Genomic DNA, 25,434 nt, shown 5'->3' on the forward strand with positions numbered 1-25,434 from the left:
GTTGCGGCACCTCGCACTACTTCGAACCCTTCCGCCGAGGCGCCGTGAACCGCTTGAAGCACCTTATCGATGCCCCGGAAAGGCGCCGCAGTCCGAGTCCGCCACCCAAGACGCCTGGGATGAGACAGCCTTCCATGGACGGCGGCCCGTCCGGACACACCTTCGCATCAGAGGTCCTCCACCATCTCCTCGTGCGCCTTCTGGCTGGAGCGCCCGATGAGGCCAGCGCGCCGGGATGCGTACCGCGAGCTCTCGTACTGGAGGGACATGACGACCTTGCCGGGCAGGGCCCACTTCGTCAGGCTCACCTGGCTCTCTATGTTGGTCCCCCGGTGGAGCACGCGGAACTTCCCCCAGGCTGACAGGGAGATCTCCGCAGTGGAAGCATCGGCCAGGGCAGCCTCCTCCTGCACGGGGCACAGGCCCGCGGCGAAGCGCACCGGGACGTTGCCTTCCGTCACCTGCCGCGCCACGTCGAAGGTGCGCATCGGGTCGCCATACTTCCGCGTGAGCAGATCGCGCATTAACGTCTGAAACGTGCGCACGTCCGCCACCTCCGGGAAGAAGACGTCCACCGCAGCCAGCCGGTCCTCAAGGAAGCCCAACACTACCTCCGCCGGCACCTCCGCAATGGTGGTCTTCATCCGCAGCGTTCCATCCGGAGACACGCTCGATTCAGGAAGCACGGCGCGAACCTTCGCCGACGTCATGCCTCAGCGCGCCTCCTGCAACCCTTCCGACGAACGGTAGGTCTTGTCCACCGCCACGAGTCGCATCCCGCCGCTCCAACACGGACGGCCTTGCCGGATCCAAAGCGCAGCCCACCGCGAGTCCCAGCACCTCCACCTGTCCCACGGTCCACGATGTGCTCGTCGCATGTCTGCTGGCAGCGAGCGGCCTGGGCATCGCGGTGAGGGACCGGTTGTCTCGCGCCGCGGCCCCGCGAGAGTTGTAGAGCACATCAATCGCAGACTCGCCCCGCACGTCTGTCCGCGGCATGGCTGACGCATCCAGACGCGACGCCAGACCTCCTCCAGGCGGATTCTGCACGTTGGGGTCCTCCAGCGCGGCCCGCATCCCGCACGGAATATTCCTCAAAGACAATCCCGTCTCTGCAATCCACTGGAAATCAGTCGGTTCCGCTCAACCAGCAAAGACCGCCTGAGCCGCATAAAAAGCTTTGCAAGCCAATCATTAGGACAGGTTTGACTTTCACTTACAGTGCGACAATAGTTATTCCCCGGGTCAACGACAGGCATGCCCTTTTTTGACGGCACCCGTCCGCCCCGGAAGGAATCCCCACATGCTGAAGCACTCTCTCAAGGCCGCGCTCGCGGCTGGAGCCGTGTTGTGCGCGGGCTGTCAGGCCGAGGGGCCGGATGAAGCCTCCGTGGATCCCCGGGATCCCATCTCCGACCGTGGCGGCATGGGCGTCACGAACCGTGGCCAGGAGCAGGGGCTGGGCTCGGTGCAGCCCCAGACGGTGGATGCCCGCAAGTCGGTGGTGCTGACCGAGACGGCCATCCTGACCGGCTTCACCCTGTCTGGCGTCCTCAACCAGCTCGCCTCGCAGAACGGGGGCACGGGCCTCAACTCCACCCAGTTGTTCCGCCAGCTCTGGGACACCCAGAACCCCACCACCGGACAGGCGGACCTCCAGCCGAGCGCGCACTGCAACGACACTGGCAATCTGCTCAACGGCTTCCCCAATGGCTGCCGTACTTCGGAGGGCGCCCAGGCGGTGCCCACCAGCATCACCAACATCAACTCCTACTCCGCCATCGGCCTCTACAACCGGTTCGACCTGGCGCCCACCTCCGGTGCGGACTGTGGTGAGTACCGCGTCGTCTTCGCCAAGACAGGCGGCGGCGGCGGGCGCAACTTCATCATCTTCGAGGCCGCCCTCCCCAATCCCCGTCCGGACCTGGGCATCGACGGCTGCCGCCCCGTCCAGGCCTTCTGGCGCGACCTGAGCACGAAGCCGGTGGCCACCCGCGCCACCGCCGTGCGCGACTTCTACTTCATCGGACTGCCCGGCTTCTCCCCGGTCATCCACATGAACAACTACGGCTTCAACCCGGCGGGCATCGGTCAGGTGCGCGTCAACATGTTCATCGGCGGGCCGTGGATGCTGAAGGAGTTCAAGCTCAACCGCCAGTGCCCGGCCGGCGTGTGTACGCTGAAGTTCGCCCCGGTGACGGTGAAGGCCAACCCGGCGGGCCGGCTCTTCAACCCCGCCTCCACGCACGCGCTGGCCCCCAGCTTCCGCGCGCACTTCATCACCCAGGTGGAGGAGCTGGCGGTCAACAACGTCAACACCTTCAACTACAGCGTCCCGGACACGTTCAACGCCGCCCAGAGCGACGCGCAGTCGTTCGGCATCGAGGACGACTATTCGGCCCAGTTCGGCAACAGCGCCAGCACCTTCCGCAACGACATCCAGGCGGAGCTCACCCGGCTGGGCAGCACCGTGTCGCCCAACCAGATCGTCGCCCGCGCCCAGGCCCTCTCCTGCGGCGGCTGCCACGACCGCAGCAACAGCGCCTCCCTGGGCGGCTTCTCCTTCCCGAACTCGGCGTCCTTCGTGCACAGCACGGAGAACATCCAGACGGGGCCGGAAGGCACCCGCTTCGCCGTGTCCAACGCCCTGGCCAACACCTTCATCCCCTTCCGCAAGCAGGTGATGGAGGACTTCCTCAACGCGGACCACCCGCTCACCCCCGTCTCCCGATTCGACATCTCCGGCTCGGCCACGGATGGCCTCTTCGGCTACTGGGTGGAGCGCCGCGCCACTGGCGTCGTGATGAAGGCCTCGCTCGACAGCGGCGGGGAGAGCGTCCTCGCCTTCAACCGTCCGGACCCCATCGCCGTCGCCACGGATGGCCTCAACGTCTACTGGACGGAAGCCAGCGGCTCCATCCTCAAGGTGTCCGTGCTCGGCGGCGCGGTGTCCACGGTCGCCACCGGCCTCACGGGCCTGGGCGGCATCGCCACCGACGGCACCAGCCTCTTCATCACCCAGGGCGGCTCCCTCCTGTCGTTGCCCCTGGCGGGCGGCGCCACCACCGCCCTCGCCACCGGCCGCCCCGGCCTCACGGGCCGCCTCACCGTGGATGGCGCCAACCTCTTCTGGCACGAGGGCAACGACGTGCAGCGCATGCCCAAGGGCGGCGGTGCCATCAGCCTGTTCACCTCGCGCCCCGGCATCACCGGCCTGGCCAGTGACGGCGTGCGCCTCTGGGTGGCCGAGGACCTGAACCCGGGCAACGTCCTGGCCTTCCCCCTGGCGGGCGGCGCCCCGGTGGCCACCTTCGCCGCGGCCTTCAACATCAACAGCATCTCCGCGGGCGGCGGTCACGTCGTCTGGACGGAGAACCGCAACCCCGGCGTCGTCATGGCGAAGGTGAAGTAGCCCGCCAGCGACGCATCACCGGCCCCCCCTTCCCAGAGGGGGTCGGGCCTCTGCTTCCCAGCCCGGCTGTCCCTCTCAAACGCTCACGCGATGGGTTCCACATGCGCAAGCCTTCCCTTCCCACCTTCCTGAAGGTCGCGGTCCTCACCCTCCTGCCCGCCGCCGCGGTCGCCGAACCGATGCAGGAATGGCGTTGCAGCGTCGACAGCCTCACCCCGGACAAGGCCCAGGCCCGCATCGAGTGGGCCCGCAAGTGCGGCCTCACCCAGAACCTCAACCCGGGCGGCCCGAGCTCGTGGTTCCTGTCGGGCAAGGCCTTCGACACGAGCTTCGACTGGGCCAAGGAGTACAAGGAGTTCAACACCAACCGCGCGTGGACGGGGAATCTCAACCAGTACAACGTCAACTACTACCACGCGTTTTCGAAGTACGACAACACGCCCATGTACACGGTGGCCGCGGAGACGAGCGGCCCCACGGCGAACTACTTCAAGTGGTCGCACACCAGCACCCGCCCCCGCACGCTCTACCCGTCCTTCGAGAACAGCCCGGTGGCCGGCAGCGGCACGCAGCTCTTCCCGCACCCCACCCTGCAGAACTGCAACCTGTATTCGGACGAGACGGGCACCACCGTCTGGAATACCAACTTCTACGTCATCGCCTACTGCGAGTCGTCCTGCTACGCGCCGGACCAGAAGGTGCTGTTCAGCAACGGCGAGACGAACCTCCTGGAGGCCATGCAGCAGGGCCGTGAGGACATCATCACCCTGGGCGCCAACGCCACGCTGGACGACCTCCAGCTCACCCAGGGCAAGGTGTACAGCTACACCTCCGAGACCCGCGACAGCGAGCACCTGCTGTACCACCTGCGCACCGCGTCCGGCGGCGAGCTGAAGGTCACCAACGAGCACCCCGTCGTCACCCGCGAGGGCCGGATGGTGCAGGCCCAGACGCTCAAGGTTGGTGACGAGCTGTTGCGTCAGGACGGCACCCCGGACGCCATCGTCTCCGTGGAGAAGAGCACCCACTTCGGCAAGGTCTACAACCTCAAGCCCGAGTCGCGCGACCAGGTCTCCAACATCCTCGTCGCCCAGGGCTTCCTCGTCGGCTCCGCCCGCTTCCAGAACGACGACGTCGAATACATGAACCGCGTCCTGCTGTACCGCGGCGTCCCCGAGGACGTGCTGCCGCAGTAGTGCCCCGGTGCGCTGTCTGGCCGTGTCCCTGAAAACCCAAGGAGCAAGCAGGATGACTTCACCCATCTCACGTCCCCTCGCCGCGCTGGCGGCGCTGTCCCTCTTCCCTCTGGCGGCGCAAGCCGAGCCCCTCCAGGAGTGGCGCTGCAGCACCGACAGCCTCAACCCCGGGCAGGCGACCATCCGCATCGAGCGGGCCCGCAAGTGCGGCCTCCTCCGCAACGTCCTCAACCCCGACGCGTGGTTCATGTCCTCGCGCGCGTTCGACGCGAGCTTCCAGTTCGCCAAGGACTACAAGGAGGTCAACACCGCGGTGAACCCGCTGGGTGACAAGTCCTTCTCGGGCAGCTCATTCCAGTGGAACGTCAACTTCTACCACGCGTGGGGCACCTTCGACGCGACGCCCATCTACAGCGTGGCGAAGGAGACCACCGGGCTGACGGCCAACTACTTCAAGTGGTCGCACACCGCCACCCGGCCGCGCCCGCTGTACCCCACCTTCGAGAACACCGCCTCCGTGGGCACGGGCACGCAGTTGTTCCCCCACCCCACCAACCCCGACGACTGCCGGCTCTACAGCAATCCGGAGGGTACCGGCGCGCCGGTGGCCAACAGCAGCAGCTTCTTCGTGGTGGCCTACTGCGAGTCGTCCTGCTTCACGCCGGATCAGAGCGTGCTGTTCGGCGGCGGGGAGAAGAACATCCTCGACGCGATGAAGCAGGGCCGCGAGGACATCATCACCCTGGGCCCCGACTCCACGCTGGACGACCTCCAGCTCCAGCAGGGCAAGGTGTACAGCTACACCTCCGAGACCCGTGACAGCGAGCACGTCATCTTCCACGTGCGCACCGCGTCCGGTGGCGAGCTGAAGGTCACCAACGAGCACCCCGTCCTCACCCGCGAGGGCCGGATGGTGCAGGCCCAGACGCTCAAGGCCGGTGACGAACTGCTGCGCCAGGACGGCACCCCGGACGCCATCGTCTCCGTGGAGCGGGGCACCCACGCCGGCAAGGTCTACAACCTGAAGCCGGAAGCGCGCGACCAGGTCTCCAACATCCTCGTCGCCCAGGGCTTCCTCGTCGGCTCCGCCCGCTTCCAGAACGACGACGTCGAATACATGAACCGCATCATCCTGTTCCACGCCGTCCCGGCCGAAGCGCTGCCGGACTAGGCGGTTCCGGAGCACGTCACCCAGTCACGCGCAGCACGCCCGGAGCCCGGCAGGGGCTCCGGGCCCCTTCTTGGAAATCACGGGAGAGGAGCACCATGAAGCGCAGCCGTTCGCGGATCGTCCTGGGAGTCGCCCTGCTGTCGGGCGGGGTGAGCACATGGCTGTGGTTGGGACAGGAGACGCCCGCCACCGCGCCCCCCGTGGCCCAGGCGGACGTCAAGGCACCGACCGCTCCGGTTGCGCCCACCGCCGCGCTGGCCCCCAGCGTGAAGACGCCCCCGTCGCTCGCGGCGGCACCCGCGCCCGTGCCGGGCCTCGAGCGTCCTCCGCTGATGCCCAAGGAGCTGATCGCCCAGGTGCTGGAGGACAACAAGCCCCTGGGCCTGTTCATGCACTACCACAAGCATGTGCTGCTGGATGCGCAGGGCCGCGACGAGTACCGCAAGCTGCTCTCCGGCCCGGAGATGATGAAGACCATGGCCGACGGCCTGAAGGATCCGGGTCGCGGCGAGGTGGAGCCCCGGGAGCAGTACGAGCGGCTGATGGAGGTGGATTACTTCAAGGCCGCGCTCGCGTGGAAGGACAACCCCCAGCGCGAACAACTGCTCGCGCACGCCGAGGACGTCATCCTCCAGCAGAACATCTTCGGCGGTCAGGACACCGAACGCCGCTACATGCTCGCGGGCGGGAAGATGGAGATGTACCGCCTGCTGGCCGAACAGGACATGCAGCGGGCGCTCGCGCTCGGCGAACGCGCCCGGGGCACCCACATGGAGCAGCTCACCGCGTGGATGGCGACGGAGGAGCAGCGCCGCCGCACCCAGGAAGAGCAGATCCGCCTGGAGATGCAGGCCCAGGCCCGCAACTCCGCCACGCCTTGATGCCCCGTTCCAACCGCACGCGTCTTCCAGCGCATGGATTCCCCATGCCTCGCACAAACAACAGGTGGTGGTCAGTGTCGCAACACAGAGAGAGCCGGGGCGCGCGCAAGGGGATGGGGCTGGTGCTGGCCGTGGGGGTGCTGGGGACGGTGGGCTGCACGGGCGAGGAAGACCCGCAGGAGCCCGCGGGCACGTGTCAGACAGCCTGGCGGCAGGACTACCAGGGCGGGAGCTCCAGCGCGGACGAGGCGCTCTCCATCTGGGCCGGCAGCTCCGGCGCCGTCTACGTCGCGGGCTATGACCGGGGCAACCTGGGACAGACCAACATCGAACCCTCGGGCAATTCTCGGGCAGTGGTGCTGCGCTTCCTCCCCAATGGAACGTTGGATCGGACGGAGATCACCGACACGGGCGGCACTGACGTCGCCGAGCACATCACCGGCAGCGAGACCCAGGAATTGCTGACGGTGGTGGGCCGCACCACGGGCGCGCTGGAGAACGCCACCAACCGGGGGCAGTTCGACCTCTTCGTGACGCAGTTGGATGGCAAGGGCAACAAGCAGCGGACCGTGCAACAGGGCGACGAGCGCCCGCAGCACCCGATGAAGGTCGCCGTCCATCCCAACGGCAGCGTGTTCGTCGCCGGGTTCGACGACATGTTCGTCCAGGGTCGCGTGGTGTTGGATTCGGAGAATGGCTTCGTCACCCGCATCAACCGGGAGGGCAACGGCTTCGCGTCCACCGCGGCCTGGAAGTTCGCCTCCACGCTGGCGTCCAACCCGGACCGGCTGACGGGCTTCGCCACCAGTCCCAACGCGGACGCCCTGTACTCCTCCGGCTTCAAGTTCTTCGCCGACAGCGAGGGGCCCGGCGGCGCCTTCGTCCGGCGGCACGACCCGGCGAACGGCAGCGCCGTCTGGACGACCGCCATCGCGCCCGTCGCCACGGAAGCGGACGAGCTGCTGGTGACGCCCGACAACAAGCTGCTCCTGGCGGGCTCCAGCATGCTCCCCCTGGAGGAAGGCGTCCCCATCGCGGGGGAGGTGGACGTCTTCCTGGCCCAGCTCAATCCCGGCGACGGACAGGTCCAGTGGATCCGCACGGTGGGCACGCAGGGCAGCGAGCAGACCACCGCGCTGGCCCGCGCGCCCAATGGCGACATCTACGTCGCGGGCTCCACCCTGGGCGCCTTCCCGGGCTTCACCCACCAGGGCGCACGGGATCTGTTCGTGCTGCGCTTCAGCGCGGACGGGCGGCTGCTGGGCACCCTGCAGCGGGGCACGTCCGGCAATGACCAGGCGACGGCCCTCTGGGTGGACCCGTGCGGCAGGGTGTTCATCGCGGGCTACACCGAGGGCGCGCTCGTCCCCGGCATCCAGCACCAGGGCAGCCGCGACATGTTCCTGCTCAAGGTGGATGTCCCCCAACTCCAGACGCCTCCGCTCTAGCGCCCCTTCGCGCAGCGCCCCCGACTTCGTCCGACAAAGGAAGACCTGAATGTTCAAGCACTGGTCGCGCGCGCTGCTCGCCGCGGGAACCCTCATGGGGACGGGCTGTCAGCCGCCCGGCACGGTGGACGCGGAGTCCGCCGCCCCCGCGCCCTTCTCCGAACGGGGAGGCATTGGCATCGTCGCCCATGAGCAGGCGTTGACGACCCTGTCGCCCCAGACGGTCGATGGGCGCAAGTCCGTGGCGGTGACGGAGGCCGCCATCCTCGCCCCCTTCACCCTCTCCAGCGTCCTCCAGCAGCTCGTGGCCCAGAATGGGGGCTCGGGGCTCAACGCCACCCAGCTCTTCCGCCAGCTCTGGGACACGCAGAACCCGTCTCCCGGCCAGCCGGACCTCCAGCCGAGCGCGCACTGCAACGACAGTGGCAACCTGCTCAACGGCTTCCCCTATGGCTGCCGTCCCCAGGAGGGCGCCCAGGCGGCGGCCAACAGCCCCACGAGCATCAACTCCTACTCCGCCATCGGCCTGTACAACCGGTTCGACCTGGCGCCCACCTCCGGGGCCCACTGCGGTGAGTACCGGGTCGTCTTCGGCAAGACGTCCGGGGGCTCGGGCCGGGCGTTCCTCATCCTGGAGGCCGCGCTGCCCAACCCCCGTCCCGACCTGGGGCTCGACGGCTGCCGCCCCGTGCAGTCCTTCTGGCGCGACCTGAGCGCGAAGAACGTCGCGGACCGCGGCACCGCCCTGCGTGACTTCTACTTCACGGGCCTGCCCGGCTTCTCGCCGGTGTTCCACATCAACAACTACGGCCTCAACCCGGACAACACCGGCCAGGTGCGCATCAACGTCTTCATCGAGCCACTGTGGGTCCTGAAGGAGTTCAAGCTCCAGCGGCAGTGCCCGGGTGGGGTGTGCACGCTCAAGTTCGCCCCGGTGACGGTCAAGACCAACCCCTTCGGCGAGCTGTTCAACCCGGCCTCCACGCACTCGCTGGCCCCAAGCTTCCGCGCGCACTTCGTCAGCCAGGTGCCCGCGCTGGCCGCGGACAACCTCAACACCTTCAACTACGCGGTGCCGGATCAATTCAACGCCGTCCAGGGCGACTCCAGCTCCTTCAATCCCGTGGATGAATACAGCCTGCGCTTCGGCTCGGGGCCCAGCGCCTTCCGCAACGACATCCAGAGTCGACTGGACATGATTGGCAGCGACCTGACGCCCACCCAGATTGTCGCCCGCGCGCAGGCGCTCTCATGCAGCGGCTGTCACCAGCGCAGCGACGGCGTGGACGTGGGCGTCCTGCCGGATGGCAGCACGATGCGCTTCCCCAGCGCCGCGGGCTTCATCCACAACATGGAGTTCACCGAGCCGGGGCCGGACGGCAACCGCTTCTTCCTCTCCAGCGCGCTCACCCAGACCTTCATCCCGTTCCGCAAGCAGGTGATGGAGAACTTCCTCAACGCGGAGCATCCGCTCACGCCGCCCTCGCGCTTCAACCTGTCCGGCACGGCGACGGACGGCCGCTTCGCCTACTGGGTGGAGCGCCGCGCGGGAGGCGTGGTGATGCGCGCGTCGCTCGACAGCGGCGGCGAGCAGCTCATGGCCTTCAACCGGAATGAGCCGCTGGCCATCGCGACCGACGGCACCCACCTGTACTGGACGGAGGCGGCGGGCTCCATCCTCAAGCTCCCCGTGGCCACCCCGCTCGCCACCCCGACCGTGTTGGCCACCGGCATCACCAACCTGGGCGGCATCGCCACGGACGGGACGAACCTGTTCTGGACCGAGGGCGGCGCCGTCCGGAAGATGTCCAACCAGGGCGGCACCCGCTCCGATGTCGTCACCCAGCGCGCCAACGTCACGGGCCGCATCACGGTGGATGGCACCCACGTCTACTGGCAGGAGGGGGATGCCATCCGCAAGGTGGCCAAGGGCGGCGGCGCCGTCTCCACACCGCTGACGCGGGCCTCCATCACCGGCCTGGCCAGTGACGGCACCCAGCTGTGGCTGGCGGAAGACGGGATGCCCGGACAAATCCTCCGGGTGCCCGTCGGCGGTGGCGCCGCGGTGCCGGCCTTCACCCCGACGTTCAGCCTCACCAGCGTGGCGGTGGGCGGCAACCACGTCGTGTGGACGGAGAACCGTGGCCCCGGAACCGTGATGGCGAAGACGAAGTAGCGGCTGCCCTGCGCCACGGAGACACACCTCATGCGAAGCCACCACCTTGCCCTGAAGGTTCTCGTGGTCGGCCTGCTGCCCTCCTTCGCCCACGCGCAGGATCCCCAGCAGACCCGGTGCAACAGCGACGCGCTGACCACCACGCAGGCCGTCGCGCGCACCGAGTGGGCCCGGCGGTGCGGACTGACACGGAACACCGGGGGCGCGACGTCGTGGTTCACCACCAACGCGGCCTTTGACACCAGCTTCGCGTGGGCCAAGGAATACCGCGAGAGCGACACGAGCCACGCATACACGGGCAACACGCATTACAACAATGTGAACTACTACCACGCGCGCTCGCTCTATGACGCGACGCCGATGTATTCCGTGTTCCAGGAGACCAGCGGCGCCTCCGCCGGCTACTGGAAGTGGTCCCACACGACAGCGCGCGCGAAGCCGCTCTATCCCACCTTTGAAAGCACCATCGTCGCGGGCAGCGGCACGGTCCTGTATCCGCACCCCACCAACACGAATGACTGTCGTCTCTTCAGCACGCCGACGGGCACCTCGCCGTGGGTGACCATCACCCGGTACACCGTCTGTGATGACGAGCCTGTCTATTCGATGAAGGCACAGGGGGGCGAAGAGATCATCCGGGAGGGCTGCTACCCGGTCACGGAGACGGTGGAGAAGCCCTTCTACGTGGTGGCCTACTGCGAGGCCGGCTGTCACCCGGGGGACCAGTTCCTGACGTCCAGCTCCGGTGAGGCCCCCCACGGGGACGCCGCGCGGGAGACCCCGACGCTGCGAAACAACACCGCGTCCGGCGACACCCCGGACGCCAGCGACAGCGAACACATCGTCTACGAACTCTCCACGGAGTCCGGCGACCTGCTGCGGGTGCCCGCCGGGCATCCCGTCCTCATGAGCGGGGGACGCCGGGTGAAGGCGGAGTCACTGCTGCTCGGGGATGCATTGCAGCGCAGGGACGGGACACCGGACCGCATCGTGACGGTGAAACAGACGCTGTATTTCGCGAAGGTCCACGACGTCCGGCCCGTGGCACACGACGCGGTGTCGGATCTGCTGCTCACCGAGGGCTATCGGGTGGGCCCGGCCCGCGTCCAGAAAGAGGACGTGGAGCAGCTCAACCGGGTCCTGCGACAGCAAGCCATCCCGGCGGAAGTGCTGCCGGAGTAGTCCTCCCACGCCCCCTGGGGAGGTTCGGGCGGCGCCCATCGGATCCCGTCCGGAGGGCACCGCCGAGGTCTGCTGAATCAAGAGGGGGCGGCAGTCCGTCCAAGAAGTCCGAAGGGGAGTTCCATGTCCAAGTCTGTCTTCAGAATCGTCCTGGGAGGCGCGGCCGCCATCGCGCTGTTTCCCACCGTGGCAGGCGCGCAGACCCAACAGGAGTGGCGCTGCAACATCGACAGCCTGGCGCCGAGCCAGGCCATCGTGCGCACCGAATGGGCTCGCAAGTGCGGTCTGCTCAACAACCTCATCCCCGCCGGCCCTACGGGCTTTGTGTCGTCCAACACCACCCTCGATGCAGCAGCTTTCCCAAGCATCGTGTGGGCCAAGGAATACATCGAGAAGACCCCCGACCGGGCGTACGCGGGCAACTCGCAGGCCTACAGGGTGAACTACTACTACGCGATCGCGATGTATGACGCGACGCCCATGCTCAAGGTGGAGGCGGAGCCCTCGGGCCCCACCGTGGGGTTCTTCAAGTGGCTTGCCACCCCCACGACGATCTCCCGCGCACGGCCCCTCTACCCGACGTTCGAGTCGATGCAGGTCCCGGGTACCGGGATAGCGCTCTATCCGCACCCCACCGACACCAGCGACTGCCGCCTCTATCGGGACACCAACAATGACGCCCGGGGCGACACGCTGTACGGGACCGGGTCCTTCTACGTGGTGGCCCAATGCGAATCGAGCTGCTACGCGCCGGACCAGGAGCTGCTGTTCAGCAATGGCTCGGTGCCCATCTCCAAGGCCGTCCGTGAGCAGCAGACGGACATCATCACCCTGACGCCGGACGCCACCCTGGACGACGTGCAACTCCAGACGAACCACGTCTACAGCTACACGTCGGAGACGCGCGACAGCGAGCACCTGCTCTACACCATCACCACCGAGCACGGCGGCAAGCTGCGGCTGACCAACGAGCACCCGGTGGTCAACAGCGAGGGCCGGATGGTCCGCGCGGCGGACCTGAAGCTCGATGACGAGCTGCTGCGCCAGGACGGTACGCGCGAGCGCGTCGTGAGCGTGGAGAAGACGACGCACTTCGGGAAGGTCTACAACCTGCGACCCATCACCCGCGATCAGGTGACCAACGTGGTGGTGGCCCAGGGCTTCCTGGTGGGTTCGGCCCGCTACCAGAACGAAGACGTCGGGTTCATGAACCGCATCATCCTGCAGCGCTCCGTGCCGGAGGAGCTGCTTCCCCAGTAGGGAAGGCCCTCCTTGTCTTGACGCTCAGCGCCCGGGGCCGGCATCGGTCCCGGGCGTTTGTCTGATATGGGAAGGGGGAAGGCCATGGAGGCCGGGGGTGCCACGTGCTGGGATGCGACACGAGCCACAAGCCGGCCCCAGGCAGTTCCAGCCCACGTCTGGGAATGGCCCTGGCCTTCCTTGTCGGGGTGTTCGGTCTGGGCTGCACGCCTTCACCGTCCGGCCAGGTCGGCCCCACGAAGGATGGCGGCACCTTGGACGCAGGCCCGGTCGAACCCGATGCGGGAACACCCGACGCGGGGACATCCGACGCAGGCCATGACGGCGGCCTGGACGGAGGCGAGCCCGACGCGGGCCCGGTGACCTGTGCTTCGCCCTGGCAGGGAGACCGCCAGGAGGGAACGGCGGCGGCGGACGAGACGCTGTCTGTCTGGGTCAGCGAGGCAGGCGACCTCTACACGACCGGCTATTGGGACGGCCGCCTCGGCGAGAGCAACATCGAGCCCTCGGGAGACTCGCGCGCGGTCATCACCCGGCACGCGGCCGATGGACGCCTCCTCTGGCGGCGGAGCCTGGACACAGCGGGGACGGACACGGCGGAGCACGTCGTCGGAGGCAGGGAGCGCGGCACGGTGCAGGTGGTGGGGCGCACCACCGGCGCGCTGGAGGGCCACGCCAACGGCGGTCAGTTCGATGTGTTCCTCCTGCAACTGGATGGCGACGGGAACACGCTCCGCACCGTGCAGCAGGGTGACGAGCGCCCCCAACATCCGGCGAAGGTGGCGGTGGATTCCGCCGGCCAGGTGGTGGTCGCCGGGTACGACGACCTGTTCGTCCAGAACAAGGTGTCGCTGGATGCGGAGAATGGCTTTGTCGCCCGGTTCCCCGCTCCGGCCCAGGGGCCCCTCGGGCCCTCCTGGCGGGTGCGCTCGCAGGTCGTGGACAATCCGGACCGGCTGACGGGCCTTGCCCTCACGCCCGACGGTGATGCGCTGTTCACGTCGGGCTTCCGGTTCTTCGCCGACGAAGACGGGCCGGGCGGCGCCTTCGTCCAGCGTCGGGACCCGGCGGACGGACACGTCGTCTGGACGAGCGTCATCGCTCCCACGGGCACCGAGGCGGACGAGCTGCTCCTGACGCCCGACCACCAGCTCCTGCTGGCCGGCTCCAGCCTGCTGGCACTGGAGCCCGGCGTCCCCATCGTGGGCGAAGCGGACGTCTTCCTCGCCCTGCTCGAACCTGACTCCGGACAGGTCCAATGGGTGCGGCAGGTGGGCACCCGGGGCAGCGACCAGGCCACGGCCCTGGCCCGTGCCCCCCATGGCGACATCTACGTCGCGGGCGACACCCTGGGCAGCTTCCCGGGCTTCACGAATCAGGGAGGAAGGGATCTGTTCGTGTTGCGCTTCAGCGCGGACGGGCGGCTCTTGGGGCTCTGGCAGCAGGGCACGCCCCAGGACGATCACGTCACCGGACTGGCCGTGGACGCGTGTGGCAATGCCGTGGTCGTCGGCTCCACCGAGGGCGGGCTGGTTCCAGGCAGCCCGCCCCTGGGCAGCCGCGACGCGTTCCTCTTGAGGCTGTCACCGCCCACACTGCCCTTGGGGCGGTGACGTCACGCTCAGAGGTCCTTCAGCAGGCCCTCACGGCCCAGCGCGCGGGCCCGGCGGATGTCATCCCCATACCGGGCGCTTTCATATTCGATGACCATGGAAGAGGCTCCTCGGGATTTCGCCATCGAGAGCTTCACGTGGCTCTCCACCGTCCTGAACCGAATCCACGGTTTGTGGTTCCTTCGCACGGCCTGGGCCTCATCGCCGGCGGCCACTTCCGGTGGAGCCTCGGGGTCTTCCCCAGCAGCCTGTTCAGAGGCGTCCTGCGGCGATGCACTGTCGGAAGAGACGGGGTGCCCCAGGGCGTGGGTCACCTCGGCCGCCGTGCGATAGGCCCCGGCCCTTCTTCGCGCCTCCTCGTCGGTGTCCCGGACACGAACAGGAGGTCCGTACTTCTGGGTGAGCAGGTCGCGCAGGAGCCGCTCGCTTCCCTTCAGGTCCGTCACTTCGGGAAGCTCGACCTCGACGGCGACGAGCCTGTCTCCCAGGAACCCGAAGGTGACGACGGCAGGCATCCGGGCCACTTCGGTCCGCGCGAAGAACGCACCGCTGTTGAGCGCGGTCAGGTCCGGATACAGGTCCCGCACCTCGCTGGAGGTCATGCCCCAGCGAGACTCCTGGAACCCTTCCGGGCTCCGGTAGTTCGCGCCCTGCCGGGACCAATCCTGTCGGGCTTCCTGGAGCGCCCGCCTCGAGGGCCCCCTGTTACGGGACGAGCAGCCCACCGTCAGGCTCAACAACAACCCACACACCAGGACATCCATCCTCACGGCGGCCCCCCAGGGGAACACAAGACATCCACGCCAGCCTTCATTCACCCCATCCAGGCGCGGAGGAAGGGCATGGCCCCCTCTGGCCTGGACATAGAGGATCCCCGAGCACGGCGAAAGCATGGGGGTCCTCCCGTTGCCCGAGGGGCCTTGCGGCCAGGGGTCCGGCTCACCCAGGCTGCCTTCCAGGAGAAGGGGACGCGCGAATGGGTCTCATCACAGGGGTGAGGGAATCGCTCCGGGGCAAGCCTCCGCCGGAGCGCGTGGCCCACATCGCCGCCTCCTCCCGCAGTCCCCTCGCCGAGAAACAGGCGCTGCTGGCCGGCCTGCTGCGCTCCAGGGCTCCGCGCCTCGCCACCACCCTGCCCCGCCCCCGCCGGCCTCCCGGCCCCCGTCAGGACACCTCCTCCGCTTCGGAGCGCGTCGGACCGGAGCCCGGAGTGCCGGCGCTACGACCCATTCCTGGCCGAGTGCCCCAGTGCTTGCGCTAGCAAGCATTTCGACACGGGCACCCTGGAGCGCCAGGGCATCGCGGCCGGCGAAGCCCTTCCGCCCGAACCCGTGGACTGGCGTGCCTGCCACTGAGCCGTCCGTGCGCTCCGCCGTCGCAACGGGCCGCGTCATTCCACCTTCTCCCTTTTACAACCGTCGCCCGCTCCGCTATCCCGCGACCGTCACCAGGAGTGTCCCCGTGAAGCGAAGTCTGTGCGGTCTGCTCGTTGCCCTCGCGTTCACCGGCTGCAGCCAGGAGGCGCCCGGGAAGATCGAGCCCCTCCAGCGCCCGCCAGGAGCGCCGCCCGCGCCCGCGTCCACCGGGGAAGCCCCCGCGCCCGTCGCCGCCGCGCCCGTCATTCCCAAGGACGCCGTGCTCCTGCGCTGGAAGCCCACCCCGGGCACCCCGGTCTCCTTCCGCCTGTCGCTCACGTTGGATCGCGGCGCGCCCGCCTTCGAATCCGCCCCGGCGGAGCCCAAGGCCGACAAGAAGAAGAAGGGCGACAAGGAAGCGGAAGCCCCCGCCGCCGCCGCCGCGCCGGCCACCGTCCCCAGCGAATACACCTACGTGCTGGACCTGGACCGCGCCGGTGAGCGCCACCTGCGCATGACGCCCTCGGGTGGGGGCGCGCCGGAGGACGCCTCCGTGAGCGACCGCGGCTTCATCATCGACGGACTTCCACAACGCGAGCGCAACCTGGCCACGCTCGTGCTGGAGCTGCCCCGGGACCCCGTGCGCCCCGGTGAGACCTGGTCGCTGGCCACCGCGCTGCTCACCCCGGACGCGCTGGGAACCCAGTTCCGCCGCGCCACCGGCGGCGCTGAACGGCACAACCGCGTGAAGCTCGTCTCCGTCACCCCCGCCGACAACGGCGAGCAGGTGGCCACGCTCGAGTACGACCTCCTGGAGCAGTTCGGAGGACTCCTCACGCCCGCGCGCGCCGTCCCCAATCGCGGCGCCCGCCCGCCCGGCGCCCAGGGCCCGGCCAGCGATGACGCCGCCGCCCGCCCCACCGAAGGCACCGAACTGAGCGCCACGGTGAAGATCACCGGCCGGGGCGAGTTCCTGGTGAAGGCCGGGCAGTGGCGCTCCTGGGAGGGCACCCTCGCCACCAGCATGAAGGGACCGGCCCAGTCCGCCGTGGGCCTGCCGCCAGGCACCTACCAGGCCCGCCTCGCCCCCGTCAGCGCGACGCCGGCTCCCGCGGCTCCGACAGCGACGCCGCCCGCGCCGTAAGCGGCGGTCCATCCGACGCACGCACCAGCCGCACCACGGCGTCCACCCACTCCGGGTGGGCGTTGAGGGACGGCACCAGCGTCAGCGACTCGCCGCCCGCCTCCACGAACTGCTCCTTCGCGCGGATGCCCACCTCTTCCAGCGTCTCCAGGCAGTCCGCCACGAAGGCCGGGCACATCACCGCCAGCCGCTTCACGCCCTTCGCCGCCAGCTCCGGCAGCACGATGTCCGTGTAGGGCTTCACCCACGGCGAGCGCCCCAACCGGGACTGGAAGGACACGGTGTAGCCGCCCTCCGGCAACGCCAGCCGCCGGGCCAGGTTGCGCGCCGTGTCGAAGCACTGCGCGCGGTAGCAGTGCCGGTTCGCCTCCCCCAGCACGTCGCAGCAGCCCGCCGACGCCAAGCAGTGCTGCCCCGTGGGGTCGCTCTTGCGCATGTGGCGCTCCGGCAGCCCGTGGAAGCTGAACAGCACGTGGTCCGCGCGCGCGTCGTCAATCACCGGCCGGGCCACCGCCGCGAACGCATCCAGGAAGCCCGCGTCGTCGAAGAAGGCCGGCACCACGCGGACGTTGGGCACGTCCCAACCTTCCGTCAGCACCTCGTACGTGCGCGCCAGCGACGACGACGCGGACGACGTGGCCTCCTGCGGGTACAGGGGCAGCACGGTGAACTCCGACACCCCCTTCGCCCTGAGCGCCGCGATGGCGTCCGGCAGGGACGGGTTGCCGTAGCGCATGGCGAGCGCCACCTCGTAGTCCCCCTTCAGGCGCTCGGCCACCGCCGCCTCCAGCGCGCGGCTGTACACGAGCAGCGGAGAGCCCTCCTGTGTCCACACCTTGCGGTACGCCTCCGCGCTCTTCGCGGGGCGCAACGGCAGGATGAAGAGGTTGAGCAGGAACCAGCGCCCCACCGGGTGGATGTCGATGACGCGCGGGTCGTTGAGGAACTCGCGCAGGTAGCGGCGCACGGGCCCGGACTCGGGCGCGTCCGGCGTCCCCAGGTTGATGAGCAGCAATCCCCGCTTCGTGCTCGGCAGGACCATGCGCTTGAGGACTCCGGTGTGGGGTTTTCAGTGCAGCGCGTGCGGCAACGTCAGGGCGAACTCGGCGATGCGCGCCTCGAAGCGCGTGCCATCCGGACGCACCATCTCGTAGCTGCCGCGCATGGTGCCGAAGGGCGTCTTCAGCATCGCCCAGCTCGTGTATTCGAAACGCTCGCCCGGCCCCAGACGGGGCTGGCGGCCCACCACGCCCTCGCCCTTCACCTCATCCACGTTGCCCTGGGCATCCGTGATGAGCCAGTGCCGGGCGTGGAGCTGGGCGGGAGCATCGCCGTCGTTGACGATCTCCACCTTGTACATGAAGGCGAACTGCCCGGCCTCGGGCGTGCTGCGCTCCGGCCAGAAGGTCGGCTCCACGGTGACGCGGATGCCATCGGTGGTGGCGGTGGACATGGCGGGAGACTTGGCAGCGACTCCCGCCCGATGCAAGGGAAACACTGCCTCCCGCCGGGACTCCCGGTCCTACCCGCGCTCCTGCTCCCGGGCGGGGGCCTCCGGCTGCTTGCCAGCCTCCGGGGCCTGGGCCACCTCCGGCGGCTTGGGGAACACCAGCGACGCGACGACGGCCGTCACCAGGCACCCGGCGATGACCGCCAGCGAGATGCCAATGGGAATCTTGTAGAAGTACTCCAGCAGCATCTTCACGCCGACGAAGCCCAGGATGACGCCCAGGGCAATCTTCAGCAGGTGGAACTTCTCCATCAGGCTGGAGACGACGAAGAAGAGCGAGCGCAGACCCAGGATGGCGCAGACGTTGGACGTGTAGATGATGAACGCGTCCTTGCTGATGCCCAGCACCGCGGGGATGGAGTCCATCGCGAAGAGCAGGTCCGTGGCCTCCACCACCATCAGCACGATGAACAGCGGCGTCACCTTGCGCCGGCCATCCTCGGTGATGAAGAAGCGGCTGCCGTCGCCCTGACGCGCCACCGGCAACAGCCGCCGGGACATCTTCACGATGAAGCCGGCCTCCGGATCCACGTCCTCGTCGTCCTTGGCGACGAGCATCTTCACGGCCGTGAACACGAGGAACGCGCCGAAGACGTAGATGAGCCAGTGGAACTTCGCGACCAGCGCCGTGCCCGCGATGATGAGCACCGCGCGCATCACGAACGCGCCCAGGATGCCCCAGAAGAGCACCCGGTGCTGGTGCTGCGGCGGCACCCGGAAGTAGCCGAACACCATCAGGAAGACGAAGAGGTTGTCGACCGACAGCGCGTACTCCACCACGTACGCCGTCAGCCACTCCAGCGCCGGGCCCCGTCCGCCCTGGTGCCAGATGCCTGCGCAGAACGCGAGGCTGATGCTCACCCACACGAGCGTCCAGAGCGTCGCCTCCTTCGGCGACACCGCGTGCTCCTTGCGGTGGAACAGCCCCAGGTCCAGGGCGAGCATCGCCAGGACGAAGACGTTGAAGCCCACCCAGGGCCAGACTGATTCGGTTAGCACGTGCGCCCGTTCCCGGTCCGAAGACGCCGCGCGAAGTGAGGGGCCCCCAGGGGAAGAGGCCACCTCGCGCGTTCAAGCCCGCTGCCTACCCCGGGACGGCCCCGGGGGCTACTCCCATTCCGTCGTCGGCCGGCGCAACACCACCACGGAGCGCCCCGCCGCCTGCACCTTGCCTCCGGCCGGGGTGTGCGTGCGCTGCGACTCGCCCGTGGCCGCCGTGTCCACCACCAGCTCCCAGTCCGCGCCCCACTCCAGCGCGGGCAGCAGGAAGGTGATGGGTTCGTGGTGCGCGTTGAGCAGCACCAGCAACGTGTCCCCGACGATGCGGTAGCCCTCGTCATCCGGCGTGGCGATGGCGTCTCCGCCCAGCAGGAAGGCCAGGGAGCGCACATAGGGCTTCTCCCAGTCCTCCCGCTTCATCTCCTTGCCGTCCGGCCGGAACCACGCCAGGTCCTTCAGCTCGCTGTCCCAGATGTGGGCGCCGCGGAAGAAGCGGCGCTTGCTCAAGACGGGCTGCTCGCGCCGCAGCTTCGTCATCCGGGTGGTGAACTCCAGCAGCTGGCGCTGCTTCTCGTTGAGCTCCCAGTTCACCCACGACAGCTCGTTGTCCTGGCAGTAGGCGTTGTTGTTGCCCTTCTGCGTGCGGCCCATCTCGTCGCCCGCCACCAGCATGGGCACGCCTTGCGACAGGAAGAGCGTCGACAGGAAGTTGCGCTTCTGCTGTTCGCGCAGCGCGTTCACCTTGGGGTCCGCGGTCTCCCCCTCCACGCCGCAGTTCCAGGCGTGGTTGTCGTTGGCGCCGTCCCGGTTGTCCTCGCCGTTGGCCTCGTTGTGCTTCTGGCTGTACGTGACCAGGTCGTGCAGCGTGAAGCCGTCGTGCGCGGTGACGAAGTTCACGCTCGCCGTGGGCTTGCGGCCGGACAGCGCATACAGGTCGGAGCTGCCCGTGAGCCGCGAGCCAATCTCCGCCGCCTGCCGGTCATCGCCCTTCCAGTAGCGCCGGATGGTGTCGCGGTACTTGCCGTTCCACTCGCTCCACAGCACCGGGAAGTTGCCCACCTGGTAGCCGTAGTCGCCCACGTCCCAGGGCTCCGCGATGAGCTTCGCGCGGCTGAGCACCGGGTCCTGGTGGAGGATCTGGAAGAAGGCCGCGCGGGTGTCGTAGCCGTGCCTGTCGCGGCCCAGCGTCGTCGCCAGGTCGAAGCGGAAGCCGTCCACGTGCATCACTTCCACCCAGTAGCGCAGCGAGTCCGCCACCAGCTTCAGCGCGTACGGGTGCGTGGCGTTCCACGAATTGCCGCACCCGGTGAAGTCCATGAAGTAGCGCGGGTCCTTCTCGCTGAGCCGGTAGTACGCGCCGGCATCCAGCCCCTTGAAGGACAGCGTGGGGCCCAGGTGGTTGCCCTCGCAGGTGTGGTTGTAGACCACGTCGAGGATGACCTCGATGCCCGCGCGGTGCAGCAGCTTCACCATCCCCTTGAACTCCGCCACCTGCTCGCCCAGCGAACCCGACGCGCTGAAGCGCGCGTCCGGGGCGAAGAAGTTCAGCGTGTTGTAGCCCCAGTAGTTGGAGCGACCCTTCTGGGTGAGGAACGGCTCATCCATGTACGCATGGATGGGCAGCAGCTCCACCGACGTCACCCCCAACTTTTTCATGTGCTCGATGGAGGCCGGGTGCGCCAGGCCCGCATACGTGCCGCGCAGGGGTTCGGGGATGCGCGGGTGCAGCTTGGTGAAGCCCTTGACGTGCACCTCGTAGAGGACCGTCTTGTGCCAGGGGACCTCCGGCTTGCGGTCCTCCTCCCAGTCGAACCCGTCCGTCAGGATGACGCCCTTGGGCACGCCCCAGGCATCGTCCTGGGTGTCCATGGCCAGGTCCTCTTCCTTGCCGCCGTGCACATAGGCGTGGAAGGGGGCCTTGGGGTCCACCTTGCCGTGCAGCGCCTTGGCGTACGGATCCACCAGGAGCTTGTGCGGGTTGAAGCGCAGCCCCTTCTTCGGCTCGTACGGTCCGTGAACGCGCAGGCCATACAGGGTGCCCGCGGGCACGTCCGGCATGTACCCATGCCAGACGTGGTTCGTCGTCTCCAACAGCGGGAAGCGCCGCGTCTCCTTCTTCGGATCCGCGGGGTCGAAGAGGCAGACCTCCACCTTCTTCGCATGCTCGCTGAACACGGCGAAGTTGACGCCGCTCCCGTCATACGTGGCGCCCAGGGGAAACGGCTTCCCTGGAAGCACCTCGGCCCTCCTCATCCAGCGCTCCTCTCCATCTCCAGCAGCACCACCGGGAACTCCGCGAGGAGTGGCCCCAGGGCCAGCCCCGCGCCTCCCGGCCCCTGCTGGGGACGGACCTGGCGCCCGGTGAAGACGTTGCGGAACATCATGCCCGCATATGCCTCCGGAAGGTCCAGGAACGTACCGTCATACGCCTGCGACAGCCCCCCGGACTCCAGCGCCTCCAGGGTGTAACGCGGCGCGCAGGCAATCAGCACCGTGTCACCATGCGTGCGGGCGAAGCCCACCGCGGCGGGCGCGCGCGGCCCGGACAGCTCCAGGGCCTCGTAGCCGCCCCCCCGGAACAGGTCCGAGTGCTTCTGGCGCAGCCGCAGCGTCTCCGCCGTGAGGAACAGCTTCACCTGCCCGTCATCCAGGTCCTTCGACAGCCGCGCGCACAGGTCCGCCCGGTCCTTCGCGGCTTGCGCGTCCAGCCCCGCGAGCAGCTTCTCCCGCAGGGCGTAGTCCACCGGCCGGCGGTTGTCCGGATCCACCAGGGACAAATCCCACAGCTCGCAGCCCTGGTACGTGTCCACCACGCCGGGCGACGCGAGCTTCAGCAGCAACTGCCCCAGCGCGTTGTGCTGGCCCGCGCGTTCGATGCGGCGCTTGAACGCGTGCACGTCGTCCAGGAACGCCTGGCCCTTCTTCGGGTCGAAGCACGCGTCCACGTAGCGCGCCATCGCGTCGTCGTAGGACGAATCCGGGTTGGTCCACGAGGTGCGGACCTTGGCCTCCTTGATGGCCTTGCCCATGTACTCGCGCACGCGGCGGTGGAAGTCCTCCATCTGCTTCGTGGACACGTGCTCGCCCATGGGCCAGGCGCCCAGCACCGTCTGGAAGAAGAGGTAGGTGTCGTTGGCGGACGGGGCCGGGCCCGAGGGCAGGTGGGAGACGAAGGGCTGCGTCAGGTCCGCCCAGGAGCGGGCCCGCTCGCGCCACGCCTCCGGCAACTCGGTGAGGACGTTGATGCGCGCGCGCACGTCCTCGCTGCGCTTGGTGTCGTGGGTGCTGGAGGTGAGCATGCTCCCCGGCCAGCGCTCCGCGCGCTCCTGGTTGCGCAGGTGGAAGGTGGTGGCGCGCATGCCGAAGTGCTCCGGCTCGCCGCCCACCTCGTTGAGGCTCACCAGCCGGTTGTAGATGTAGAAGACGGTGTCCTCCAGGCCCTTGGCCATGACGGGACCTGTCACTTGCTGGAGCTTCATCGCGAAGCGCAGCATCACGGCCTTCTCGTCGTCGCCCACGTGCTCCGGGTAGCGGCCCAGGAGGATGTCGCGCAGGAAGTCGAAGATGGACGCGTTGGTGGTGGTGTTGCGCTCCTTGGCGCGCTGGAGGGTCCACTCGATGTACTGCACGTCGCGCGCGTCCAGCTCCTGCCGCCAGCCGTCCACGTAGGTGCGGTAGACGGGGAACAGCGCGATGAATTCGATGAGCGCGCGCCTCAAGCTGTTGAGCGTGAAGTCACGCGTGCGGCGGTTCATCTCCGAGATGCGGTTGAGCTCATGCGCCAGGACGTTGATCTCACTGGCCATGGACACGCGCATGATGAGCAGCTTCTTCTGGTACGTCAGCTCCGCGAAGTCCTGCGTGCCACCGGCGAAGCGCTCGTACGTCTCCGTCAGATGCGCCTCCGCCGCCGGGTGCACGAACAGGCCGCTCACCGCGTTGGCGAAGCGGTAGCCCGTGGTGCCGTGCACCGCCCACGCGTCCGGGATGCGCTCGCGGCCGCCCTGAATCTTCTCCACCGACACGAAGAGCGCCTTGCGCAGCGGGCTGTCCGGCGCGCCCATCACCTCCTGTCGCCACTTCGCGCGCAGGAGCGTCTCCACCTGCGGCCAGCGCGAATCCGAACCGCCCTTCAGCCCCGCCTCGAACCGGGCCCGCGCGCGCTCCACGAAGAAGCGCTCCTGCAGGTCCAGGAAGTAGGCGGTGGGGTCGAACAGGCCGTCCGGATGGTCGATGCGCAGGCCGGTGACCCGCCCCTCGCGCAACCACTCGAAGATGAGCTGGTGGGCCTCCAGGAAGACGTCTGGATCCTCCACGCGGATGGCCGCCAGCCCGTTGATGTCGAAGAAGCGGCGGTAGTTGATCTCCTCCCCCGCCACGCGCCAGTGCGCCAGCCGGTAGCTGCACTCCTGGAGGAGCGCGTCCAGCATGTCGAAGGAGCGCACGTTGCCGGGCGAGCCGTTGAACACCCGCACGTTCTCATCGATGTAGGCCGTAAGTTCCGTGCTGTCCGCCACCACCGTGGCGAGCCGCCGCTTGATGACCTCCTTCTCCCGGTGCCGCTCAATCACCTTCGCGCGCTCCACCTCCGTGCGCGGCGGCAGGTGCTCCAGCGCGGTGAGGATGGAGAGCAGCTCCACCAGATGCGGGTGCTCCGCGCCCAACTGCGTCTCCAGCCGCTCCAGCCCGTGGCGCAGGATGCGGGCGTACTGGCGCGGGGCCACCGGCAGCCGGTGGTCGTAGTAGTGCAGGTAGAAGGAGCCGGCTTCGAAGGACAGCTTCAGCTCGCCGCGCTCCAGCACGATGCCGTACTGGTCGCCCAGGATGGGCAGCAGCACCTTGTCCGCCAGCTCGTCCTTCACCGGCCGCCAGTCGATGTCGAAGAACTTCGCGTAGACGGACGACGGACCGTTCTCCAGCACGTCCAGCCACAGGCGGTTGTCGCGCTCGATGCCCATGTGGTTGGGCACCACGTCCAGCACCTGCCCCAGGCCGTGCTCACGCAGGGTTTCGCAGAACTCCGCGTGGTCGTCCGGCGTGCCCACCTCCGGGTTGAGCCGCTGGTGGTCCACGCAGTCGTAGCCGTGGGTGCTGCCCGGCGTGGCCTTCAGGTAGGGGGACGCATAGAAGTCACTCACCCCCAGCCGGGCCAGGTACGGCACCACCGCCCTGGCCTGCTGGAAGGTGAAGCCCTGGTGCAGCTGCATCCGGTAGGTGGACAGCGGCGTGACGCGCCGGGACTCCAGCTCCTGGCGCACCTGGCCAAACAGGCCGTCCGCCAGCGCTTCCACCGTCGTGTGCGTGCCATCCGCGTCCGCCTGCTTCGCGGTGCGCTCCCCTGCCTCGAGCCCGTCCTGGAACATGGTGCCCACAGGTAGGCCCGACGCGGCACGTCCGCCAGCGTCGAGTGAGGGGTCCGCCCCCTTTTCAACGCTCGGGCGGCACCAAAAGCAGAGGGCCCGTCCCGCGCGATGCGTGACGAGCCCTCAAGTGGTCCTTCGGGTGGCCAACGATGGCCCCCGACGGCCCGGATGCCAATCAGCTCAGCTGCTTGTTCACCAGCGAGGTCATCTCGAACATGGTGACGTTCTTCTTGCCGCCGAAGATGGGCTTCAGCTTGTCGTCGGCGTTGATCTGCCGCTTGTTCTTCGCGTCCTGGAGGTTGTTCTTCTTGATGTAGGCCCAGAGCTTCTTCACAACCTCGGTCCGGGGCAGCGGCTTGGGGCCGACGATCTCCGCCAGCGCGGCAGAGGGCGTCATTTCCTTCATGAACGCCGCGTTCGGCTTGCGCGCACCATCGGCGGCCTTCTTCGCGGTGGTCTTCTTGGCGGCGGGAGCGGCAGTGGTCTTCTTCGCAGCGGCTTTCTTGGCGGCCATTCGTCTTGTGTCTCCTCCCCTCCGAAGGGGACGTTGCACGGCGTGCTTGCATCTTCAAGCTAGAGCCGATGGCGCGTAGTAGCACGGTCAAGCTTGAAAAACAGCGCTCTTCACGCGCTTTTTCCCTCGGGGAACGCCCGGAGCGACGTGTTCGGAGGCTAGAACTCGGCCCCGCAGCGCATTCTTCCCTCGGGAGCGGAAGTCTCGCGA

The 25,434-nt window shown here is 68.3% G+C and carries 18 protein-coding genes; 10 read left to right on the plus strand and 8 right to left on the minus strand.

Features of this window, described 5'->3' with window-relative positions; genetic code table 11:
• Nucleotides 1-167: 167 nt before the first annotated feature.
• A complete protein-coding gene (locus OV208_RS20875; RefSeq protein ID WP_267575633.1) occupies nucleotides 168-644 on the minus strand; it encodes a hypothetical protein in 477 nt (158 codons plus the stop codon).
• A gap of 659 nt (nucleotides 645-1,303) precedes the next feature.
• On the opposite strand from OV208_RS20875, the gene OV208_RS20880 reads away from it, so the two are divergent.
• The 9 genes from OV208_RS20880 (at nucleotide 1,304) to OV208_RS20920 (ending at nucleotide 14,339) form a co-directional block, all read left to right on the plus strand.
• Complete coding sequence (locus tag OV208_RS20880) at nucleotides 1,304-3,412, plus strand: hypothetical protein (protein ID WP_267575634.1); 2,109 nt, start codon at nucleotides 1,304-1,306, stop codon at nucleotides 3,410-3,412.
• 101 nt (nucleotides 3,413-3,513) lie between these two features.
• Nucleotides 3,514-4,608: a Hint domain-containing protein gene (locus OV208_RS20885; protein ID WP_267575635.1), complete on the plus strand. Its 1,095-nt coding sequence runs from the start codon at nucleotides 3,514-3,516 to the stop codon at nucleotides 4,606-4,608.
• A 52-nt stretch (nucleotides 4,609-4,660) separates the two neighbouring features.
• The gene (locus tag OV208_RS20890) at nucleotides 4,661-5,779 is read left to right on the plus strand and encodes a Hint domain-containing protein (RefSeq protein WP_267575636.1); all 1,119 of its coding nucleotides are present in this window, start codon (nucleotides 4,661-4,663) and stop codon (nucleotides 5,777-5,779) included.
• Nucleotides 5,780-5,874: 95 nt separating this feature from the next.
• Complete coding sequence (locus OV208_RS20895; protein ID WP_267575637.1) at nucleotides 5,875-6,660, plus strand: hypothetical protein; 786 nt, start codon at nucleotides 5,875-5,877, stop codon at nucleotides 6,658-6,660.
• Between the two features lie 74 nt (nucleotides 6,661-6,734).
• Nucleotides 6,735-8,108, plus strand: coding sequence for a hypothetical protein (locus tag OV208_RS20900; protein ID WP_267575638.1), 1,374 nt, complete (start codon nucleotides 6,735-6,737; stop codon nucleotides 8,106-8,108).
• 49 nt (nucleotides 8,109-8,157) lie between these two features.
• Nucleotides 8,158-10,284, plus strand: coding sequence for a hypothetical protein (locus OV208_RS20905; RefSeq protein ID WP_267575639.1), 2,127 nt, complete (start codon nucleotides 8,158-8,160; stop codon nucleotides 10,282-10,284).
• 30 nt (nucleotides 10,285-10,314) lie between these two features.
• Nucleotides 10,315-11,466 carry a hypothetical protein gene (locus OV208_RS20910; RefSeq protein ID WP_267575640.1) on the plus strand — a complete coding sequence of 384 codons (1,152 nt, stop codon included), beginning with the start codon at nucleotides 10,315-10,317 and terminating at the stop codon, nucleotides 11,464-11,466.
• 123 nt (nucleotides 11,467-11,589) lie between these two features.
• Nucleotides 11,590-12,726 (plus strand): Hint domain-containing protein, encoded by a 1,137-nt coding sequence (locus OV208_RS20915; RefSeq protein ID WP_267575641.1) that lies wholly within the window; start codon nucleotides 11,590-11,592, stop codon nucleotides 12,724-12,726.
• Between the two features lie 254 nt (nucleotides 12,727-12,980).
• Nucleotides 12,981-14,339: an SBBP repeat-containing protein gene (locus tag OV208_RS20920; RefSeq protein WP_267575642.1), complete on the plus strand. Its 1,359-nt coding sequence runs from the start codon at nucleotides 12,981-12,983 to the stop codon at nucleotides 14,337-14,339.
• A gap of 8 nt (nucleotides 14,340-14,347) precedes the next feature.
• On the opposite strand, the gene OV208_RS20925 is transcribed toward OV208_RS20920, so the two are convergent.
• Entirely contained in the window at nucleotides 14,348-14,941 is a 594-nt protein-coding gene (locus OV208_RS20925; RefSeq protein ID WP_267575643.1) for a hypothetical protein, read from the minus strand.
• An 859-nt stretch (nucleotides 14,942-15,800) separates the two neighbouring features.
• On the opposite strand from OV208_RS20925, the gene OV208_RS20930 reads away from it, so the two are divergent.
• The gene (locus tag OV208_RS20930) at nucleotides 15,801-16,838 is read left to right on the plus strand and encodes a hypothetical protein (RefSeq protein ID WP_267575644.1); all 1,038 of its coding nucleotides are present in this window, start codon (nucleotides 15,801-15,803) and stop codon (nucleotides 16,836-16,838) included.
• Here the strand turns inward: OV208_RS20930 and hemH are convergent.
• The 6 genes from hemH to OV208_RS20960 all read right to left on the minus strand — a co-directional run bounded on the left by hemH (nucleotide 16,786) and on the right by OV208_RS20960 (nucleotide 25,224).
• Entirely contained in the window at nucleotides 16,786-17,880 is a 1,095-nt protein-coding gene (gene hemH, locus OV208_RS20935) for a ferrochelatase (RefSeq protein WP_267575645.1), read from the minus strand. The genes OV208_RS20930 and hemH overlap by 53 nt on opposite strands.
• A 27-nt stretch (nucleotides 17,881-17,907) precedes the next feature.
• Nucleotides 17,908-18,291, minus strand: a complete 384-nt coding sequence (gene apaG / locus OV208_RS20940) for a Co2+/Mg2+ efflux protein ApaG (protein ID WP_267575646.1) — start codon at nucleotides 18,289-18,291, stop codon at nucleotides 17,908-17,910.
• A gap of 69 nt (nucleotides 18,292-18,360) precedes the next feature.
• Nucleotides 18,361-19,347, minus strand: a complete 987-nt coding sequence (locus tag OV208_RS20945; protein WP_267575647.1) for a TerC family protein — start codon at nucleotides 19,345-19,347, stop codon at nucleotides 18,361-18,363.
• A gap of 108 nt (nucleotides 19,348-19,455) precedes the next feature.
• Entirely contained in the window at nucleotides 19,456-21,600 is a 2,145-nt protein-coding gene (gene glgX, locus OV208_RS20950; RefSeq protein WP_267575648.1) for a glycogen debranching protein GlgX, read from the minus strand.
• A complete protein-coding gene (gene treY / locus OV208_RS20955; protein WP_267575649.1) occupies nucleotides 21,597-24,710 on the minus strand; it encodes a malto-oligosyltrehalose synthase in 3,114 nt (1,037 codons plus the stop codon). Before treY ends, glgX begins: the two co-directional genes overlap by 4 nt.
• A 175-nt stretch (nucleotides 24,711-24,885) precedes the next feature.
• The gene (locus OV208_RS20960) at nucleotides 24,886-25,224 is read right to left on the minus strand and encodes an SWIB/MDM2 domain-containing protein (RefSeq protein ID WP_267575650.1); all 339 of its coding nucleotides are present in this window, start codon (nucleotides 25,222-25,224) and stop codon (nucleotides 24,886-24,888) included.
• Nucleotides 25,225-25,434: the final 210 nt, after the last annotated feature.

Source organism: Corallococcus sp. bb12-1 (assembly GCF_026626765.1).
Taxonomy (GTDB): domain Bacteria; phylum Myxococcota; class Myxococcia; order Myxococcales; family Myxococcaceae; genus Corallococcus; species Corallococcus terminator.

Excerpts from the sequence above, each read along its gene's own strand:
- OV208_RS20875 (WP_267575633.1), bottom strand. The coding sequence starts at position 644 with ATGAAGACCACCATTGCGGAGGTGCCGGCGGAGGTAGTGTTGGGCTTC.
- OV208_RS20880 (WP_267575634.1), top strand. The coding sequence starts at position 1,304 with ATGCTGAAGCACTCTCTCAAGGCCGCGCTCGCGGCTGGAGCCGTGTTG.
- OV208_RS20885 (WP_267575635.1), top strand. The coding sequence starts at position 3,514 with ATGCGCAAGCCTTCCCTTCCCACCTTCCTGAAGGTCGCGGTCCTCACC.
- OV208_RS20890 (WP_267575636.1), top strand. The coding sequence starts at position 4,661 with ATGACTTCACCCATCTCACGTCCCCTCGCCGCGCTGGCGGCGCTGTCC.
- OV208_RS20895 (WP_267575637.1), top strand. The coding sequence starts at position 5,875 with ATGAAGCGCAGCCGTTCGCGGATCGTCCTGGGAGTCGCCCTGCTGTCG.
- OV208_RS20905 (WP_267575639.1), top strand. The coding sequence starts at position 8,158 with ATGTTCAAGCACTGGTCGCGCGCGCTGCTCGCCGCGGGAACCCTCATG.
- OV208_RS20910 (WP_267575640.1), top strand. The coding sequence starts at position 10,315 with ATGCGAAGCCACCACCTTGCCCTGAAGGTTCTCGTGGTCGGCCTGCTG.
- OV208_RS20915 (WP_267575641.1), top strand. The coding sequence starts at position 11,590 with ATGTCCAAGTCTGTCTTCAGAATCGTCCTGGGAGGCGCGGCCGCCATC.
- OV208_RS20925 (WP_267575643.1), bottom strand. The coding sequence starts at position 14,941 with ATGACCTCCAGCGAGGTGCGGGACCTGTATCCGGACCTGACCGCGCTC.
- hemH (WP_267575645.1), bottom strand. The coding sequence starts at position 17,880 with ATGGTCCTGCCGAGCACGAAGCGGGGATTGCTGCTCATCAACCTGGGG.
- apaG (WP_267575646.1), bottom strand. The coding sequence starts at position 18,291 with ATGTCCACCGCCACCACCGATGGCATCCGCGTCACCGTGGAGCCGACC.
- glgX (WP_267575648.1), bottom strand. The coding sequence starts at position 21,600 with ATGAGGAGGGCCGAGGTGCTTCCAGGGAAGCCGTTTCCCCTGGGCGCC.
- treY (WP_267575649.1), bottom strand. The coding sequence starts at position 24,710 with ATGTTCCAGGACGGGCTCGAGGCAGGGGAGCGCACCGCGAAGCAGGCG.
- OV208_RS20960 (WP_267575650.1), bottom strand. The coding sequence starts at position 25,224 with ATGGCCGCCAAGAAAGCCGCTGCGAAGAAGACCACTGCCGCTCCCGCC.